Source organism: Streptomyces sp. NPDC060232, from assembly GCF_042726555.1.
Taxonomy (GTDB): Bacteria; Actinomycetota; Actinomycetes; order Streptomycetales; family Streptomycetaceae; genus Streptomyces.
The window spans coordinates 427974-444536 of the sequence record NZ_JBHXAG010000001.1; the positions used below are offsets into that span (position 1 = coordinate 427974).

The 16563-nt window shown below is 73.4% G+C and carries 13 protein-coding genes; 7 read left to right on the top strand and 6 right to left on the bottom strand.

Translation table 11 applies throughout. The annotated features are described in order from the left end of the window. Positions 1–110: 110 nt before the first annotated feature. Positions 111–650, top strand: coding sequence for a hypothetical protein (locus tag ACFWFZ_RS01865; RefSeq protein ID WP_387115080.1), 540 nt, complete (start codon positions 111–113; stop codon positions 648–650). A gap of 89 nt (positions 651–739) precedes the next feature. Beyond that, positions 740–3091 carry a bifunctional polysaccharide deacetylase/glycosyltransferase family 2 protein gene (locus tag ACFWFZ_RS01870; RefSeq protein WP_387115083.1) on the top strand — a complete coding sequence of 784 codons (2352 nt, stop codon included), beginning with the start codon at positions 740–742 and terminating at the stop codon, positions 3089–3091. On the opposite strand, the gene ACFWFZ_RS01875 is transcribed toward ACFWFZ_RS01870, so the two are convergent. From ACFWFZ_RS01875 to ACFWFZ_RS01885, 3 genes are all read right to left on the bottom strand, one after another. Next, a complete protein-coding gene (locus ACFWFZ_RS01875) occupies positions 3092–3946 on the bottom strand; it encodes a DMT family transporter (protein WP_387115086.1) in 855 nt (284 codons plus the stop codon). It lies immediately after the preceding gene. A 102-nt stretch (positions 3947–4048) separates the two neighbouring features. Next, positions 4049–4852 carry a RimK family alpha-L-glutamate ligase gene (locus ACFWFZ_RS01880; protein ID WP_387115089.1) on the bottom strand — a complete coding sequence of 268 codons (804 nt, stop codon included), beginning with the start codon at positions 4850–4852 and terminating at the stop codon, positions 4049–4051. Continuing rightward, positions 4849–5778, bottom strand: coding sequence for a RimK family alpha-L-glutamate ligase (locus ACFWFZ_RS01885; protein WP_387115092.1), 930 nt, complete (start codon positions 5776–5778; stop codon positions 4849–4851). Before ACFWFZ_RS01885 ends, ACFWFZ_RS01880 begins: the two co-directional genes overlap by 4 nt. 474 nt (positions 5779–6252) lie before the next feature. Here ACFWFZ_RS01885 and ACFWFZ_RS01890 point away from each other — a divergent pair, with 474 nt between their 5' ends. Beyond that, the gene (locus ACFWFZ_RS01890) at positions 6253–6684 is read left to right on the top strand and encodes a hypothetical protein (RefSeq protein WP_387115095.1); all 432 of its coding nucleotides are present in this window, start codon (positions 6253–6255) and stop codon (positions 6682–6684) included. Positions 6685–6693: 9 nt separating this feature from the next. Then, a complete protein-coding gene (locus tag ACFWFZ_RS01895) occupies positions 6694–7425 on the top strand; it encodes a hypothetical protein (protein ID WP_387115098.1) in 732 nt (243 codons plus the stop codon). 469 nt (positions 7426–7894) lie between these two features. Here ACFWFZ_RS01895 and ACFWFZ_RS01900 read toward each other — a convergent pair whose 3' ends face one another. From ACFWFZ_RS01900 to ACFWFZ_RS01910, 3 genes are all read right to left on the bottom strand, one after another. Next, positions 7895–8620, bottom strand: coding sequence for an anti-sigma factor family protein (locus ACFWFZ_RS01900; protein WP_387115101.1), 726 nt, complete (start codon positions 8618–8620; stop codon positions 7895–7897). Continuing rightward, entirely contained in the window at positions 8617–9228 is a 612-nt protein-coding gene (locus ACFWFZ_RS01905; protein ID WP_030032794.1) for a sigma-70 family RNA polymerase sigma factor, read from the bottom strand. The genes ACFWFZ_RS01900 and ACFWFZ_RS01905 overlap by 4 nt, the downstream gene beginning before the upstream one ends. A 100-nt stretch (positions 9229–9328) precedes the next feature. Beyond that, on the bottom strand, positions 9329–10336 hold the full coding sequence (locus tag ACFWFZ_RS01910; protein WP_387115105.1) for a DUF1996 domain-containing protein: 1008 nt from the start codon (positions 10334–10336) through the stop codon (positions 9329–9331). Between the two features lie 213 nt (positions 10337–10549). On the opposite strand from ACFWFZ_RS01910, the gene ACFWFZ_RS01915 reads away from it, so the two are divergent. The 3 genes from ACFWFZ_RS01915 (at position 10550) to ACFWFZ_RS01925 (ending at position 16549) form a co-directional block, all read left to right on the top strand. Then, complete coding sequence (locus tag ACFWFZ_RS01915; protein ID WP_387115108.1) at positions 10550–11323, top strand: DUF1838 family protein; 774 nt, start codon at positions 10550–10552, stop codon at positions 11321–11323. 452 nt (positions 11324–11775) lie between these two features. Next, the gene (locus tag ACFWFZ_RS01920; RefSeq protein ID WP_387116260.1) at positions 11776–13539 is read left to right on the top strand and encodes a S8 family serine peptidase; all 1764 of its coding nucleotides are present in this window, start codon (positions 11776–11778) and stop codon (positions 13537–13539) included. 307 nt (positions 13540–13846) lie between these two features. Next, on the top strand, positions 13847–16549 hold the full coding sequence (locus ACFWFZ_RS01925; protein ID WP_387115111.1) for an AAA family ATPase: 2703 nt from the start codon (positions 13847–13849) through the stop codon (positions 16547–16549). The last annotated feature ends 14 nt before the right edge of the window (positions 16550–16563 follow it).

Below are 16563 nucleotides of genomic sequence, written 5' to 3' on the forward strand. Positions count from 1 at the left end.
GAGTGACACCAGCGGCGGCTCCAGCGCTGAAGGGCACGGGTCGTCTCCCGGCGGCCACGATCTGCCCGACCTCCGACACCCGTCGCCCGATCCCCCAGAGGCCACGACGCATGCACCCATCGCCCGGCACGTCCGACCAGGACACGGTGGAGCTCTTCCTCGGTGACATCAGCGCGGCACAGGGGCCGAAGGCCCCTCCCAGGGCCGAGGCACCCGTTTTCGTGGACAGCTCGGGGCGCAGGCAGCGTCGCGTACGCCGATGGGGCCTCCTGCTGGTGATACCAGCCGCCGCCTACGTCATCCTGCTCCTGAGCACGCTGATGGGCGGACCCACCTTCCGATCGCCGTTCCTCCCCTCCGCCCAGGCCCCGCAGACCCCGACGCCCGGCGAGCCGTCCAGGGCCGCACCGACCGGCCCGTCGCCCCGCGGCACGGAGAGCGGAGTCCCCCGGGCCACTCCGGCAGCCGCACGAACCAGCGCGCCCGCCCCGGCGGCCACCCCCGGGACCGGCAGCACCGCACCCGTCACCGGCGCGACCAAGGCCACCGGCGGACCGGCGGACCCGGCCCCGTCGCCGCCCGGCGGCGGCCGCGGCCGCTTCTCCACTCCGCCCGGCCAGGGCGCCGGCAAGCCCACCAGCCGCCCCTGAGCCCCGTCGGCCGGCACCGTCCGCACCACACGTACCGCGCACCACACGTACCGCACCACCCGACGCAGCAGGCAGGAAGCCCCACCCCCGTGTCGAAGAACCGCCGTCGCCGCTCGCAGGGCAGGCACACCTCCGTACGCAACGTCCCTCTGCGCACCCACTGGCTGCTGCTCACCACCCTCGTGCTCACCCTCTCGGCGGCGCTGCTCCTTGAGGGCTACACCCAGCACCTGTTCGACTCCCGCCCCGACGGGGCGGTCCGCGAGCAGCGGGCCGGCACGTCCGTACCGGCCGCTATCAGCTCCGGCGGCCCGGTGATCGAGGGTGCGGCCGGCCGCACCGCCTCCCCGGCGCCCCGCACGATCGCCCTCACCTTCGACGACGGCCCCGACCCCGTCTGGACCCCGAAGATCCTCGACGTACTGCGCCGCAACGACGTGCGCGCGACCTTCTTCACCGTCGGCACCCGCGTCGCCGAGAACCCGGACCTGGCCCGCCGGATCGTCGCCGAGGGCCACCAGATCGGGCTGCACAGCTTCACCCATACCGACCTCGGCACCGCGTCCGCCTGGCGCCGCTCCCTCGAACTGCGCGAGACCCAGCTCGTCATCGCCGGCGCCACCGGGGTCACCACGCCCCTGCTGCGCCCGCCGTACTCCTCCACCAGCAAGGCGCTCGGCGACTCCGACTGGAACGCGGTCGTCCAGGCCGGACAGGAGGGATACCTGACCGTCCTGACGACCCTGGACAGCCAGGACTGGCGGCGCCCCGGCGTCGAAGCGATCGTCGCCGCCTCCACCCCCTCGGACTCCGCCGGGCAGATCGTGCTGCTGCACGACGCGGGAGGGGACCGCACGCAGACGGTCGCCGCCCTCGAACAACTCGTCCCTCGACTGAAGGCGTCCGGTTGGACGTTCGCCACCGTGGGCGACGCGGTCGCCCTCCCGGCCGCCGTGCAGAGCGCCGGCACCGCCGACCGGTGGCAGGGGATGGCGTTGATCACCGCGATCCGCTCCAGCGGCTGGATCCTCGACGTGCTGTCGTGGCTGCTGTGGGCGGCGGGCGCGATCAGCCTGCTCCGTGCGGTCGCCGTGTTCGTGGCCGCCCGGCGACACGTGCGGATGCGGCGCAAGCCCTGGGGCGCTCCGGTCACCCAGCCGGTGAGCGTGATCGTCCCCGCCTACAACGAGAGCGCCGGAATCGAGGCGGCCGTCCGCTCACTGCTGGCGTCCGACCACCCCGTCGAGGTCATCGTGGTCGACGACGGCTCCACCGACGGAACGGCCGACATCGTCGAGGCGCTCCGGCTGCCCGGCGTACGGGTCATCCGGCAGCAGAACGCCGGAAAGCCCGCCGCGCTCAACACCGGGATCGCCGCGGCCTCCTGTGACCTGCTCGTCATGGTCGACGGTGACACCGTCTTCGAACCCGACGCCGTCCGCATGATCGTCCAGCCTTTCGCCCACCGCCGTGTGGGCGCGGTCTCCGGCAACGCCAAGGTGGTCAACCGGGGCGGTCTGCTCGGCCGCTGGCAGCACATCGAGTACGTCGTCGGATTCAACCTCGACCGCCGTCTGTTCGACCTCGCCGAGTGCATGCCCACCGTCCCCGGGGCCGTCGGCGCGTTCCGCCGCGAAGCCCTGCTGAGGGTCGGCGGTGTCAGCGACACCACCCTGGCCGAGGACACCGATCTCACCATGGCCCTGTGCCGGGACGGCTGGCGCGTGGTCTACGAGGAGCGCGCCAAGGCGTGGACGGAAGCCCCCGCCTCCCTCGGCGCCCTGTGGAAGCAGCGCTACCGGTGGTGCTACGGCACCCTCCAGGCCATGTGGAAGCACCGCGGAGCCCTCGCCCAGCGCGGGCAGGCCGGCAAGCTCGGCCGACGCGGCCTGGTCTACCTGCTGATGTTCCAGGTCCTGCTGCCGCTGCTCGCGCCCGTCGTGGACGTCTTCGCCGTCTACGGCCTGGTCTTCCTCGACCCGTTGCGCATCGTCGGCTTGTGGACGGCCTTCCTGCTGCTCCAGGTCCTGATGGGCCTGTACGCCTTCCGCCTGGACGGTGAGCGTCCCGGGCCGCTGTGGAGCCTGCCGCTCCAGCAGTTCGTCTACCGCCAGCTCATGTACCTGGTCGTGATCCAGTCCGTCTTCACCGCGGTCGCCGGCTCGCGCCTGCGCTGGCAGCGGATGGAGCGATACGGCAGTCTCCAGGTGCCCGTCACCACCTCCGAGACCCCTGCCGGACCCCTTGCCGAGCCCCACGCCGAGCCGCAGTACGTGCCCGGGGCCCGGCCGGCCGCCGAGCCCTGGGGCGAACCCTCGGCCGAGCCTGCCGCACCCCCGTACGGCGGCTACGACACGGACCCCTCCTGGGCGTCGCACCCCGCGGCGCCGGGCCCGCAGAACCACATCTGGCCCTCGCAGCAGTGGCACCAGGGCCCGTAGTCACGGCGCGCCCTCGCCCGCCCGGGCCAGGGTGAGCACCCCGGCGCACACCAGGGCCACGCCCAGCAGTTGGGGGAGCAGCCACCAGCCCGACCGGAGGTGTTCCTCGTACAGGACCACCCCCAGCGCGATGCTGATGCTCGCGTCGCCGAGGGTCAGCGCGGGCTGCGAGGCGACGAGTGGACCGCCCTGCATGGCGTGTTCGAGCAGCAGCAGGGCGCAGATGCCGCTCGCACCGAAGGCGTACGTCTCCCAGGTGGTGAGGAACCCGCCGAGGCCGTCGTCGTCGAGGACGTGCACGGAGGACTTCATCAGGGCGGCGGTGAGCGCGTAGCAGACGGCGGTGGCGGCGCCCAGGCAGCCGGCCCGCGAACGGCCGGGCGGACGCCGCAGGCCCGCCACGGCGAGCAGTGCGACGACCACCGCGCAGGCCGGCAGCGCCACCACCCACCGTTCGGTCGGCACGTCGGTGCGGTTGCCCGCGGGTGAGGCGGCCACCAGCGCGAGCCCGAGCCCCGCCACCACCCCCGCCACGGCCAGCCACAGCGCCCCCGGCAGCCGCCGCCGCGTCAGCAGGGAGGCGATCAGCAGGGCCAGCGGCAGCTCCAGCACGAACAAGGGCTGTACGAGGGCCAGCGCGCCCGTGGCCAGGGCCGCGGCCTGCCCGACCCCGGCGGCGATCACCGCCAGGATGCCCACGACCCAGACGGGCCGGCGCAGCAGGTCCAGGACCAGACCGAGGCGGAAGCCCTCGCTCTGTGGCACGGTGAGCGCGGCCCGCCGCTGGAGCACGGTGGCCAGCGCGTTGCTGAGGGCCGCGAACAGCGCGAAGAGGACCGGTAGGACGACGCCCATGCCCCGATCCTCACCGCGCCCGCCGCCCGGCCGCGCCGCGACACCGGGCCGCGGGCGTCGCGGCGCCCGCATTCCCCCGTGCGGACCTGCCGGAGAGCCTCCTCAGCGGCGCGCCGCGGCCGCCGCCCGGTGCAGGGCCAGGGCCGCGAGGGCCTCCGGGGCGCCGGCCTGGCCGCGGATGCCGGGGAAGGCGTTGACGTCCACGATCAGGGGCGTTCCGCCGCCGGTGTCGATGATGTCCACGCCGTAGACGTCCAGGGCGAACACCGTCCCGACCCGGCGCACCAGATCGGCCCATCCGGCGGGCAGTTCGTCCGGTGCCAGAGGGCGGGTGGGGCCGCGCCCCCCGGGGGAGAGCTCGGACCGGCGCAGAGCCGAGAAGACCCGGTCGCCGATGGCCCACAGCTTGTGGTCCCAGCCGTTGTTGGGCGCGTACTCCTGCACCACGACGGGCTCCTGCGGCCATTCCCGGGCCAACTCCCGCAGTCGTGCGGTGTCGTCGGCGCGCGCGACCAGGTCGCCGCGCCGGCTGCGCCTGCTCTTGACCACCAGGGGGGCCGACGGCCGTGCCTCCCGCGCCCACACCCCCAGGGCGCCGACGGTACGGGTCGCCGCGAACGGCAGCCCGGCCCGCAGGGCGACTTCCGCCATCGTGGTCCGGTCCTGGCACAGGGCGGTGGCCGCAGCGGAGTTGACCACCGGCGCCCCCTGCCGCTCCAGGTACCGCGCGAGTCCCAGTGCGTGCGGCGTCCGCGACTTCAGCAGGTACACCCCGGCCAGGGGCAGGGGTACGTCCCCGAGGGTGCCCGGATCGAGCACTTCCACCTCGTGCTCCGAAGCGAGCAGGGCAGTGGTGTCCGCCAGCAGCGGATGTTCCGGTTGCGGGGTGATCAGGCCGATCTTCACAGGGCGTCACCCGCAGGGGCGGCGAACTGCGCCGTGATCTGCGCCGGCGTCTGGGACGGGATCGCCAGGGGGAGCGTGCAGGGGAGCGCCACGGGCGCCGCCACCGGCGCGGGGCCGCCGGCCCGGGCCAGCCCCAGGACGGCGCGGGCCACCCGCGCCGCCGCGTCCGGCACCTGGCGGAAGCTCGGGAAGTCGTTGACGTCGACGACCACCGGCCCGTCGGGACCGAGCAGCACATCCGCCCCGTACAGGTCCAGCCCGTAGACCTCGCCCACCTGGGCGGCGATCGCCGCCACCTCCGCCGACAGCGGCACCCGGCGCTCGCGGACCGAGGGATCCGGGTGCAGCGGGGAGCAGCGCTCGGTCGCGAACAGCTCCCCGCCGACCGCGTACACCTTGATGTCCGTACCCGAGTTGGGCACGTACGGCTGGGCGATGAGCATGCCCTCGCCGGCGAGCGCGGGCAGCAGTGCCTCCAGCCGGTCGGGCGAGGACACCAGGTGCACGGCCCGCCCGGAGCTGCCGTCGGCGGGCTTGACGACGAGGGGGAACTCGGCCGCCGGCACCTCCCGGAGCAGTTCGGGGCGGGCGACCGCGTACGTGGGCGGCAGCGGGAGTCCGCGCCCGCGCCCGAGGGCGGCGGCCAGCGCCTTGTCCCGTACTCCGCGGATCGACCGGGCGTCGTTGACGGTGGTCAACCCGGCCGCGGCGGCGGCTTCGAGGAGGGTCAGCCCGGGGCCGCCCGACACCGTCTTGAGCACCCAGGCGTCGTGGGCCCCCGCGTCGACCGCCTCGGTCATGCGCAGCAGCGAGCCGCCCGGCCGCACGACGTCCACACGGTGGCCCCACGCGGTCAGCTGTCCGATCACCTCGTTCGGCATACCGTCGTGGCGGTAGTGCTCCTCCACCAGGAAGCAGAGCCTCATCGACCTTCCCCAAAATCCCGGACGTCCGCCGAATCCGCCCGGCGAGTTGTGACATCACAGGATGTCATGGACCGCAATGTGATGATCAGTCCGCGTGTGGGCTTCGTGTGGCCTTCCGGCCTTCCGGCCGACCGACCAACCGTCCGGACCTCTCTACGGCCCCTCGCACGGCTTTGCTTGTCAGGCTTCCCGTTTCGGCTCGCCGGGGGGAAAGCGCGTGTCGCGACCGGTCCCATGCCCTACCGGGAGCCGGTGCCCCCGTTGCCCGACCGGGCGTACGAGGGGCTGCTGAACCACCCCGAGGCCCTAGGGTCTGTATCGAGTTGCCCCGCGGCGTCGCGACGCCCGGCACGCACCCTCGGCGCACGAGCCAGATGCCCTGGTAGCTCCGCTACGAGGACATTCGTCCCGTACGCCGAGGGCACGCACCGAACGCCGCTCCTTGCTCCACGGGGCAACTCGATACAGGCCCTGGTGCGCCAGGAAGTGTTCAACGGGGATGTGCCGCCGGCCCACATCCTGGCGGGCCTCGCGGACCACGAGGACCCGCTGTTCCGTCAGGCCGCCTGCCAGGGCGCCTGGCAGGAGTTCTCGGACGAAGCGCGTCGGCGCCTCCTCCACGACGACGACCGCGAGGTGCGGCTGGCGGCCGCCGAACAGGTCCGCGACGAGGACGAGGAACGGACCGCCTGGCTCATCGGGAAACGGGACGGCTCCTGGCGGCCCGTCGACGTCCTGCAGACCGGCGGGCTCACCCGGGAACTCGCCGGACGCCTGGTCGCCGAGGGCGAACGGCTCGCGACGATCGCCGCCAACCCCTCGCTCCCGCCCGAGGACATGCACCGGCTCCTGGACAGGGCCGGCGTGCCGGAAATCCGGGTGAATGATCGGACAAGCGGCTGCTAGGTTGATCACGTGCCGAAGCTGAATCAGATCATCGCAGTCGAAAAGGGCGTCAAGTCCAAGTCGCTCCAGGAACTCACCCAGGCCCACCACGACGTGCAGAAGCCCGCCCTGCTGGCCGGTATCTCGCGGACGTACCAGCCCAAGGACGAGGAGGGCGAGCAGTTGCCGCCCGAGTCCACCCGGGTGCAGGTCAAGGCGGAGGACGTGCTGCGTGCGACGGCCGGGACGCTCACGCGGCTCTTCGACGTGACCGCCACCAAGGACTGGGCGAACCGCAGCGCGGCCGCGGACGTGGTCGTGGACGGAACGGTCCTGCTGGCGCAGGTGCCCGTGCCGTACCTGCTCTTCCTGGAGAAGCAGCTCACGGACCTGCACACCTTCGTGCGGAAGCTGCCGGTGCTGGACGCCTCCGAGTCCTGGAACCTGGACCCGTCGACGGACTCCTGGAAGACGGACCCGGTGCGCACGATCCGCACCAAGAAGGTGCCGCGCAACCACGTCAAGGCCGAGGCCACCGAGAAGCACCCGGCCCAGGTCGAGGTGTACTACGAGGACGTGCCGGTCGGGTACTGGACGACCGTGAAGTTCTCCGGCGCGCTGCCCGCCCGCCGGGTGAACGAGCTGCTCGACCGCGTCGAGAAGCTCCAGCAGGCCGTCAAGTTCGCCCGCGAGGAGGCCAACAGCGCCGAGGTCACCGACCAGCGGGTCGGGGACGCGGTGTTCGGCTACCTGTTCGGGTAGCCCACAGAACCCCTCCTGTATGTCTGCAGGGGGTGCGCGAGAGCGCAAGCTGAAACTGATGTTGAAGCTGAACAGGGGTGTCAGTTGGGGGTTCGAATCCCTCCCCCGGCATTGCGTGCCGGGGTGGCCCAAGCTGGTAGAGGCGGCCCCTTGAATCTCAGATTCTCGCTCCAGTCTCAGTATTCGCCGCCGAACACCGGATCGACCGAGCGTGGACGACCATCGATGGACGGGGGTTCAAGTCCCTCCTGTGCCTCTTTCATGGCACGGTAGTTCAAAGGTAGAACACGTCGATCTCAGAATGATCCGCGACTCTTAAACGTGCCGGTGTGCGCAATTGGGTGGCAAACAGGAGCCCGGGAGCTGGATATGCTCCCGGGCTCCGTCACGTTCGCCCCGCGGTCACCCGGGCACGGTGACCCGGGCACGGTCATCGGTCACTTCACCCGAGACCGTCCCGCGGGGACCGTCACACGGGCACGGACACGAACCTCCGGCCGGCCTCGTTCTCGACCATGACGGCCTTGACGTCCGACCGGTCGACGGCCGCCGAGCCGTCCAGCCCGGCGCCCTTGGCCTCGCCGTTCTCCTGGCTGCCCACGACCCAGCTGCCCGCCGTGGTGCGCGTACCGTCCTTGGAGACCACGATCAGGCGGCAGCGCTCGCCCGGCGGCAGGCCCGTGACCGCCGCCCGCAACCGCACCCACTTCGTGGCAGGCGTCATCTGCACCGTCATCCGGGCGCCCGTGCCCGTGTCGGTCGCCGAGTGCAGCGTGGTCCCCTTGGGCGGGGGCGAGGGGTCCGCCGAAGCGGTCGGGGACGGGGGAGCAGGCAGCGCGACGCCTGCCGGGTCGCCCGGGCCCAGCTGGGTGCCGGCCCAGAAGACGGCGGCCAGGGACGCCGCGACGGCCAGGCCCGTGAACCCCGCGCGTCGGCGCGCCGCACCGGCCCGCTCGCCCCGCATCTGCCGCAGGGTGCGCTGGAGCAGCAGGTCACCGCCCTGCGGCGGTCCGTCGAGGAACGCCTCTTCGGGCACCTCGCCCAGCGCCGCCTCCATCTCGCGCAACGCGGCCACCTCCTCCCGGCACTGCACACATCCGCTCATGTGTCCCTCGACCCGGCGGACCTCCTCGGCGTCCAGGACGCCGAGCACGTAGGGGCCGAGCAGTTCCTCCTCGTGCCGCTGCCGGTTCATGCCACCACCTCACGCAGTCCGGCCGGCTGCTGGGGCGGCCTGCCCGATCGTTTTCCGTCTCTTGTGCCGCTCTCCCGGAAGCCGTCGTCCCTGAACACGTCGCGCAGGGCCTTGAGCGCGTAGTGCGAGCGCGACTTGACCGTACCCGCCGGGATGCCGAGCGTGTCGGCGGCCTCCGCCACGCTGAGCTGCCGGTAGTACAACTCCTTCAATACGTCCCGGTGTTCCGGGGACAGCCGGTCGAGGGCGCCCAGCACCGTCATGCTGTCCACCACCGAGTCGGCGTGGTCCGCCTCCACCGGGGGAGCGGCCGACGAACCGGAGACCTCCGGCGGCCGGGCGGCCCTGGCCCGATAGCGGTCGGTGATGATGTTCCGGGCCACGGTGAGCAGCCAGCCGCGCACCGAACCCTTTCCGTTGACCAGGACCTCGGAGTGCCGCCAGGCACGGATCAGCGTCTCCTGTACGACGTCCTCGGCGGTGGCCCGGTCCCCGGTCAGCCGGGTGGCGTACGCGAGCAGGGCTTGGCCGTGCTCCTCGTACACCGACTTGATCAGTGCCTCATCGGTCGAGCCCCGCCGAGTTCGGGGCCACAGTGGTCCGGCCATCTCACCCTCTCCGTCTTCCCTCGCTTGCGTGGTGCGGTCGGAACACGCCGGCAGGGCCGATCCGGTTCACGTGACCTGCGTCACTCGGGCCGGTGGGCGCTCAAGTCCGGCAGGTGCGGCCCTCGTTGAGGCATGCGACGACCGCGGCCATCTGGCGCTCGGTCATCGCGTTCACGAACATCGCGTGGTCCGTCCTGGGGCTGTGCCGCTGCTCGGGGAAGGAGTCGACGGCCACGGGCACCCCGGCGGGGACCTCGTAGGCGAGCGAGACGCGCAGTTCGGGTACGGGGAAGGTGTTCGTGGGGCAGACTCCGTTGCCGCCGGGGAACAGCAGGTGCGAGCGGTGCCCCGGGCTCGCGGTGTCGAGGCCGTTCCAGCAGCTGGGGAAGACCAGGCTGCGGGTGACGCGGTCGCCCTCGGGGCAGCGCGGGTAGCTGGTGGTGGAGCGGTCGGGGGAGCCGGAGCACCCCCAGCGGGCCCGGACGTGGGCGTCGCTGCCCGCGGTGCGGGCGACCGCGTCGCCCGTCAGCGCGTGCAGGAAGGGCGGCATCGCCACGACCTTGCTGACCGGGTTGCCGCGGAACTCCAGGCGGACCGAGGACTCGGGCACGATCTCGCCGCTGTTCCCGTGCCCAGCGGACCTCTCGTGCGGGCGCATGCCCGGCCGGTCCAGGCGGCGCAGGACGGGCCAGTAGTACGCCGACCGGTCGCCGCCCGTACAGCTCGTGGCGGCGGCGGCCAGCGAGGCTTCGGTGGACATGGCGTCCGTGGACAGGTTGCCGACGTAGGAGTGCGTGTGGTGGGCGCCGGCCGGCAGGCCGGGCGAGACCACGAGGTTGTCCTCGTTGTGGTGCCGCCCCTCGTTGCGGCCGCAATCCACCGCCATCGACCCCGGCGATCCGTCGCCCGCCTCGGCGGGCCGGGCCTCAGCGGCGGCGGGGACGGGCGGAACATCGCGTATGTCCACGTAGTCGGACGGCGCCGGGGCCCCGGCCGTCGCTCCCGCGTGCGGGCCGGCGGCGCGCGTGGCGCCGAGCACCGCGGCGGCCAGTCCACCACCCAGGACCAGGCAGATGACCAGAGTCAGCAGTCGGCGTTCTTTCCCCATGGCGGTCACGGTTACCGGTGGCGACCCCGCCGTCAACCCGGCATCCGCATGACGGTCGCGGGACCGCGTGCGGGCGTCCGGACGGGTCCGGGCGGGTCCGGCGGGCGGGCAGGGGCCCGAGCGCCGGCCGGGCGTCACAACCGGCCGTGAAGTGGCCGGGGTTGTCCGTCGGGCGGCTTGTCCGCCCGCGTGCCGACCGGACACAGTGGGCGTATGACACCCGCCGTGCCGCCCGCCGTGACACCCGCCGAGCTCCTGGACGCGTTCGCCCGCACCCGCGCCCGACTCGACGGCGGCGAGGTCACCTACTGGTGGACCGGCGACGTCCACTCCTGGGCGCCGGGCGAGCCCTACCGGCGGCTCTTCGGCTTCGAAGGGCTCAACGTCGCCCGCCTCGTGGCGGACGAGGAGAGCGGCGGCTACCAGTTGCTGTCCCGGGAGGCCGCGTTCTACCTGGACCCGGTGACCCGGGAGATCATGGAGACCTGGCAGGACAAGCCCGTGGTCCACGTCTGGAACGACCCGGCCAACCAGAAGTGGCGCCCCTTCCCCGTCCCCGTGACCGAACTGGGCGACCAGATCTGCTTCAGCCTGGAGATCCCGCTCGCCTACCCCTCGCCGCTGCCGGTCGAGGAGTACCCGCACCACTCGGCCGACGACACCTACCGGGCGCTGGAACTCTTCCAGTTCTTCGCACCCGCGACCGCGCTGAGCACCGACCGGGCGAGCGTCCCGGCGACGATGTCCTGGACCCGTATGTCCCCGTGGCTGCCGTGGATGGAGCAGGGCGCGCGCCCCGGTGGCCTCACCTTCCACTGCCGCGGCCGCAAGCTCGACGCCTACGAGCAGGTTCCCGAACGCACCCGCGCGTACATCGCCGGCCACCACCCCGAATTCGCCCACGCACCGGAGAAGTGGAGCGAACCGAACGAGACGAGCTGGACGTACTTCCGCAGGCTCTTCCCGCCGGACCGGAGCGAGTCCTGAGCACCCCCGCCCCTCGGGCCGCACCCTCGCCGCCGTTGCCTGGCATGTGCGGCGAACGCCCTGGTCACACCGTCTGCTGAGGGACCTGCGGGGGGAGTCGCAGGGGGTGGACAAGGGTTTTCCCCGTATCCGGTTCACCCCCGCGTTGCCTACTGTCTGCCCACCGGCGATCTTCCCCAGGCCGGGCGGTTCACACGCCAACCCCACATGGCGTGTAGGCCGACCGGCCGGGGGAAGCGCGCCGGGACCGCCGTTGCCCCTGCCTCGCCGTTGCGGCCGGGACAACGTGGCGTGCGGCGGCAGCCGGGGCGAGACCGACCAACTCGCTTCCGGCCCCGCGGCCGCCGACCACCCCCACACTGCACCGACCGGCCGCTCCGGCCTGCCCGGAACCGGCCCTCGAAAGGGATCACGTGCACGCAACGAGACGCAGGCTCATATCCGTCGTGGCCATGTCCGTCACCCTGCTCGCCGGCACCGCCACCGCCTCCGTGGCCGTGGCCTCCGAGGGCCCCGCCGCGGCCCCGGCCGCCGCGCTCGCCCCGACCGCGCCCGTCGAGAACCTCATCGTCGGCTACAAGTCGTCCGCCACCGAGGCCAGCTCGAACACCGCGGCCGCCGACGACGCCGCCGCCAAGGGCAAGAAGGCCGGCAAGAAGGCGAAGTTCGACCGCCGCCTGGGCACCGGTGCCGCGCTGGTCAACCTCGGCGGAACCGTCGCTCCCGCCGAGGCCGCCGACGTGATGGCCCAGTTCCGCGCCGACCCGGACGTCGCCTACGTCGAGCCCGACACCCGCGCCTACGCCACGGCCGTGACCCCGAACGACACCGAGTACGCCAAGCAGTGGGACCTCTTCGAGTCCACCGCGGGCATGAACGTCCCGGCCGCCTGGGACAAGACCACCGGCTCCGGCGTCACCGTCGCCGTGATCGACACCGGCTACGTCGCCCACTCCGACCTCGCGTCCAACACGGTCGCCGGCTACGACTTCATCAGCAGCGCCACCTACGCCCGTGACGGCGGCGGCCGCGACAGCAACCCCGCCGACGAGGGCGACTGGAACGCCACCGACGGCGAGTGCGGCGTCGGCTCCAAGGCGAGCAACTCGTCCTGGCACGGCACCCACGTCGCGGGCACCATCGCCGCGGCCACGAACAACTCCAAGGGCATCGCGGGCATCGCCTACGGTGCGAAGGTCCAGCACGTCCGCGTCCTCGGCAAGTGCGGCGGTTCCACCTCGGACATCGTCGACGCCATCACCTGGGCCTCCGGCGGCTCCGTCGCCGGCGTGCCGGCCAACGCCACCCCGGCCAAGGTCATCAACATGAGCCTCGGCGGCCCGGGCGCCTGCGGCACCAGCTACCAGAACGCGATCAACGCGGCCGTCGCCCGCGGCACGACCGTCGTCGTCGCCGCCGGCAACAGCAACGCCGACGCCGCCGGCTACTCGCCCGCCAGCTGCAACAACGTGATCAACGTCGCCGCCAGCAACCGCGCCGGCGACCGCTCGTACTACTCCAACTACGGCGCGATCATCGACATCGCCGCCCCGGGCGGTGAGACCCGCCGCGCCACCGACACGCCCGGCACCGTCACCACCCCCGAGAACGCGATCCTCTCGACCCTGAACGCGGGCACCACCACCCCGGGCGCCGAGATCTACAAGCCCTACCAGGGCACCAGCATGGCCGCCCCGCACGTGGCGGGCCTCGCCGCGCTGCTGAAGTCGGCGAACTCCGCGCTGACCCCGGCCCAGATCGAGTCGGCGATCAAGAACAACGCCCGTCCGCTCGCCGGCACCTGCACCGGTGGCTGCGGCGCCGGTCTCGCCGACGCCGCCGCGACCGTCGCCGCCGTGACCTCGACCCCGCCCACCCCGGCCTTCGAGAACACCACGGACTTCGCCATCGGTGACAACACCACCGTGGAGAGCCCGATCACCGTCACCGGGAAGACCGGCAACGCCCCGTCCGCCCTCAAGGTCGGCGTGAACATCGTGCACACCTACATCGGTGACCTGAAGGTCGACCTGGTCGCCCCGGACGGCTCCGTCTACACGCTGCACAACCGCTCGGGCGGCAGCGCCGACAACATCAACCAGGTCTACACCGTCAACGCCTCCTCCGAGGTCGCGAACGGCACCTGGAAGCTCCGGGTCAACGACAACGCCGGCGGCGACACCGGCAGGATCGACTCCTGGAATCTCACCTTCTGAGACGGCTTCCGCCGACTCGGGGTCCGGCACCAACTCCGCCTGACGGAGCGATAGTACGGACCAATTGAATCCCCGGGCCTGCCGATACTCCGGGTATCGGCAGGTCCGCCGGGTTTTCCGTGTCCTGTGACTGAATTCTGCGTCACAATGCGGGTCCATCAGCCGCCCGACCTCGTATTCTCGCCTCTCACAGGAAGGGCACAGGAGCTGGGGACTGGAAGGCTGGTGGCTGTGCGTGGTGGCGGCGACGGGGCACGCTGACACAAGTGTCGGACACGGAGAACTGATCAAGGCGGTCGACCGCGCGTTGACCACGCACGGACGGGCCCTCCTGACCGGACCCGCCGGCGCGGGCAAGACCGAGGTGGTCCGCGCCGTCGCGGCCGCGGCCGAATCCCGCCGCGAGACCGTACTGCGCCTGGCTCCCGAGGCCGCCGACCAATGGATATCCGAGGCCTCCGCCGCGGCCCTCCTCGCCTCCGTGCCCGCCACCGCCCTGGAACAGCTCTCCGGCCCCCAGCGCACCGCCATCGCCCTCCTGCGCCGCGAGGCCGACGCACCCCGCGCCGGGCGTGACCACGTCGCGCTGCGCCTGGCCGTCGTCGAGGTGCTCCGTACCCTCGCCGCCCGCCAGCCCGTCCTGCTCGTGATCGACAACGCCCAGTGGCTCGACGCCGAGAGCACCGACCTGCTCCGCTTCGCGCTGCGCCTCACCCCGCCCCGCGTGCGGGTCCTGGCCGCCGAGCACGTCCAAGGCGGAGCACCGGTCGGCGAACCCCTCTGCGGCCCCGGCGTCCCCGCCGTACGGGTGCCCCCGCTCGGCGCCGACGAGGTCGCCGAGCTCCTCCTGCGCCACGGCCTGCCCGCCCGCCTCGCCGGCCGCATCCACCAGGCCAGCGGCGGGAACCCGCGCCTCGCGCTCGCCCTCGGCCACTCCCTCGCCGAAGCCGCCGAGGCCCGCGACAGCAACGCCCACCACGCCGACCCCCTGCCCATTTCCGGACAGGCCCGCGAGGTCGCCCGCCGGCTCCTGGCCGGAGCCCCTGCCCAGGCCCGCCGCACCCTGCTGCTCGCCGCCCTCGCCTCCCGCCCCACCATCTCCCTGCTGCGGCGGGCCGGCCGCCCCGACGCCGAGGCCGAGCTGGCGGAAGCGGAGCGGGCCGCACTCGTCCGGGTCGGCGAGGACGGCACCGTCGAGTTCACCGCCGGAGCCCTGCCCACCGCGCTCGCCGCCGACGCCGGCTGGCCCGAACGCGCCGCCGGGCACGCGGCACTGGCCGCCGCCGTAGACGACCCCGTCCAGGCCGTACGCCACCGGGCGCTGGCCGTCGACACCCCCGACCAGTGGCTCGCGGCGGAGATCACCGAGGCCGCCGCGGTCTGCCGCAGTCGCGGCCAGCGGGCCCTCGCCGCCGAACTGGGCCTGCTCGCCGCCGAACGCACACCGTCCTCGCTGCCCGGCGAGGAACTGGCCCGCCTCGTCACCGCCGCCGAGGACGCCGGCTGGGCCGGCCGCGCCGACCTCGCCCGCCGCGCCACCCGGGCCGTCCTGGCCCGCGACGCCTCGCCCGCCGACCGGGTACGGGCCCGGCTCGCCGTCATCGACGCCGCCGGCCAGGCCCTCGGAGCCCTCGACGAGACCTTCGCGTACGCCATGGACGAGGCGGCCGGGGACCCCGCCCTGCAGGCCGCCGTCCAGCTCCGGGTCGCCTGGAAGCACAACCTCAGCGACGGCGACCCCGTGCGCTCCCGGGATGCCGCGGCCGCGGCGGGCGCCCTCGCGGCACTCGGCGGCGACCAGACCGCCGAGGCCATGGCCCTGACCGTACGGGCCCGCATGGGCCGCATCCTCGGAGACGCCGGAGCCGAGAAGATCCTCGCCGAGGCGCTCGCCCTGCCCGCCCCCCAGGTGCCGCTCGGCATGCGCAACGCGCCGCAGTACCTCGCCGTCCGGCACGCCCTCTTCGACGACCGCCTCGACGACGCCCGCCGCCAGCTGATGGTGCTGCTGCCGGCCGTCCAGCGCACCGGTTCCGCCGAGGACGTCTTCGAGGTCCTGCGCAGCCTCACCGAGGTGGAACTGCGCAGCGGCCGGTGCGAATCCGCCTCGGTGCACGCCCGCCGCGCCCTGGATCTGACCATCGAGGCGGGCCTCTCACCCGGCCCCGCCTGGTACGTCGCGGCGACGGCCGAGACCATGGGCGGCAGCTTCGCACGCGCCGAGGGCTACGCGCGCCGCGGCATCCAGGCCTCCCAGGAGGAACAGGACCAGGTCTTCCTCTCCCGCAGCCTGCACGCGCTCGGACTCGTCGAACTGGCCACGGGGGAGGCGGCGAAGGCGGTCGCCACCCTGCGCCGTGTCGCCGAACTGGAGGCCGCCCAGCAGGTGGTGGACCCGTCGATCCTGCGCTGGCACGGTGAACTCGCCGAGGCCCTGATCGCCGCCGACGCGCCCGGCGAGGCGGCCGAACTGATCGAGTCCGTCCGCAGGGTCGCCGTCGGGCTCGGCCGTACCGGTGTCGTCGCCGCCCTCGACCGGGCCGACGCCCTCCGGCTGTCCGCCCAGGGCGACGCGGACGCCGCCGTCCGGCTCCTGGAGGACACGGCGGAGCGTTTCGAAGCCCTCCGGCTGCCGCTGGAACGGGGCCGCACCCTGCTCGCCCTCGCCCGGGTGGAGCGCCGCCGCCGGCGCCGGGCACCGGCCCGCGCGGCGCTCCGGGCCGCGGCCGAGGTGTTCGAGAGAGCCGGAGCCGGCCCCTGGAGCGAACTGGCGCGGGAGCCCGCCCCGGGCGACGGGGCCGGCGCCCTGGCCTCCGCGGCCACGGCCGCGGCCCTGACCGACGCCGAGACGCGCCTCGCGCTGCTCGTCAGCCAGGGCGCCAGCAACCAGGAGGCCGCGGCCAAGCTGTTCCTCAGCGTCAAGACCGTGGAGGCCCGGCTCACCCGCATCTACCAGAAGCTCGACGTACGGTCGCGGGCCCAGCTGGCCACCGCGCTGCGCACGCGGTGACCGCGGCCGGGCCG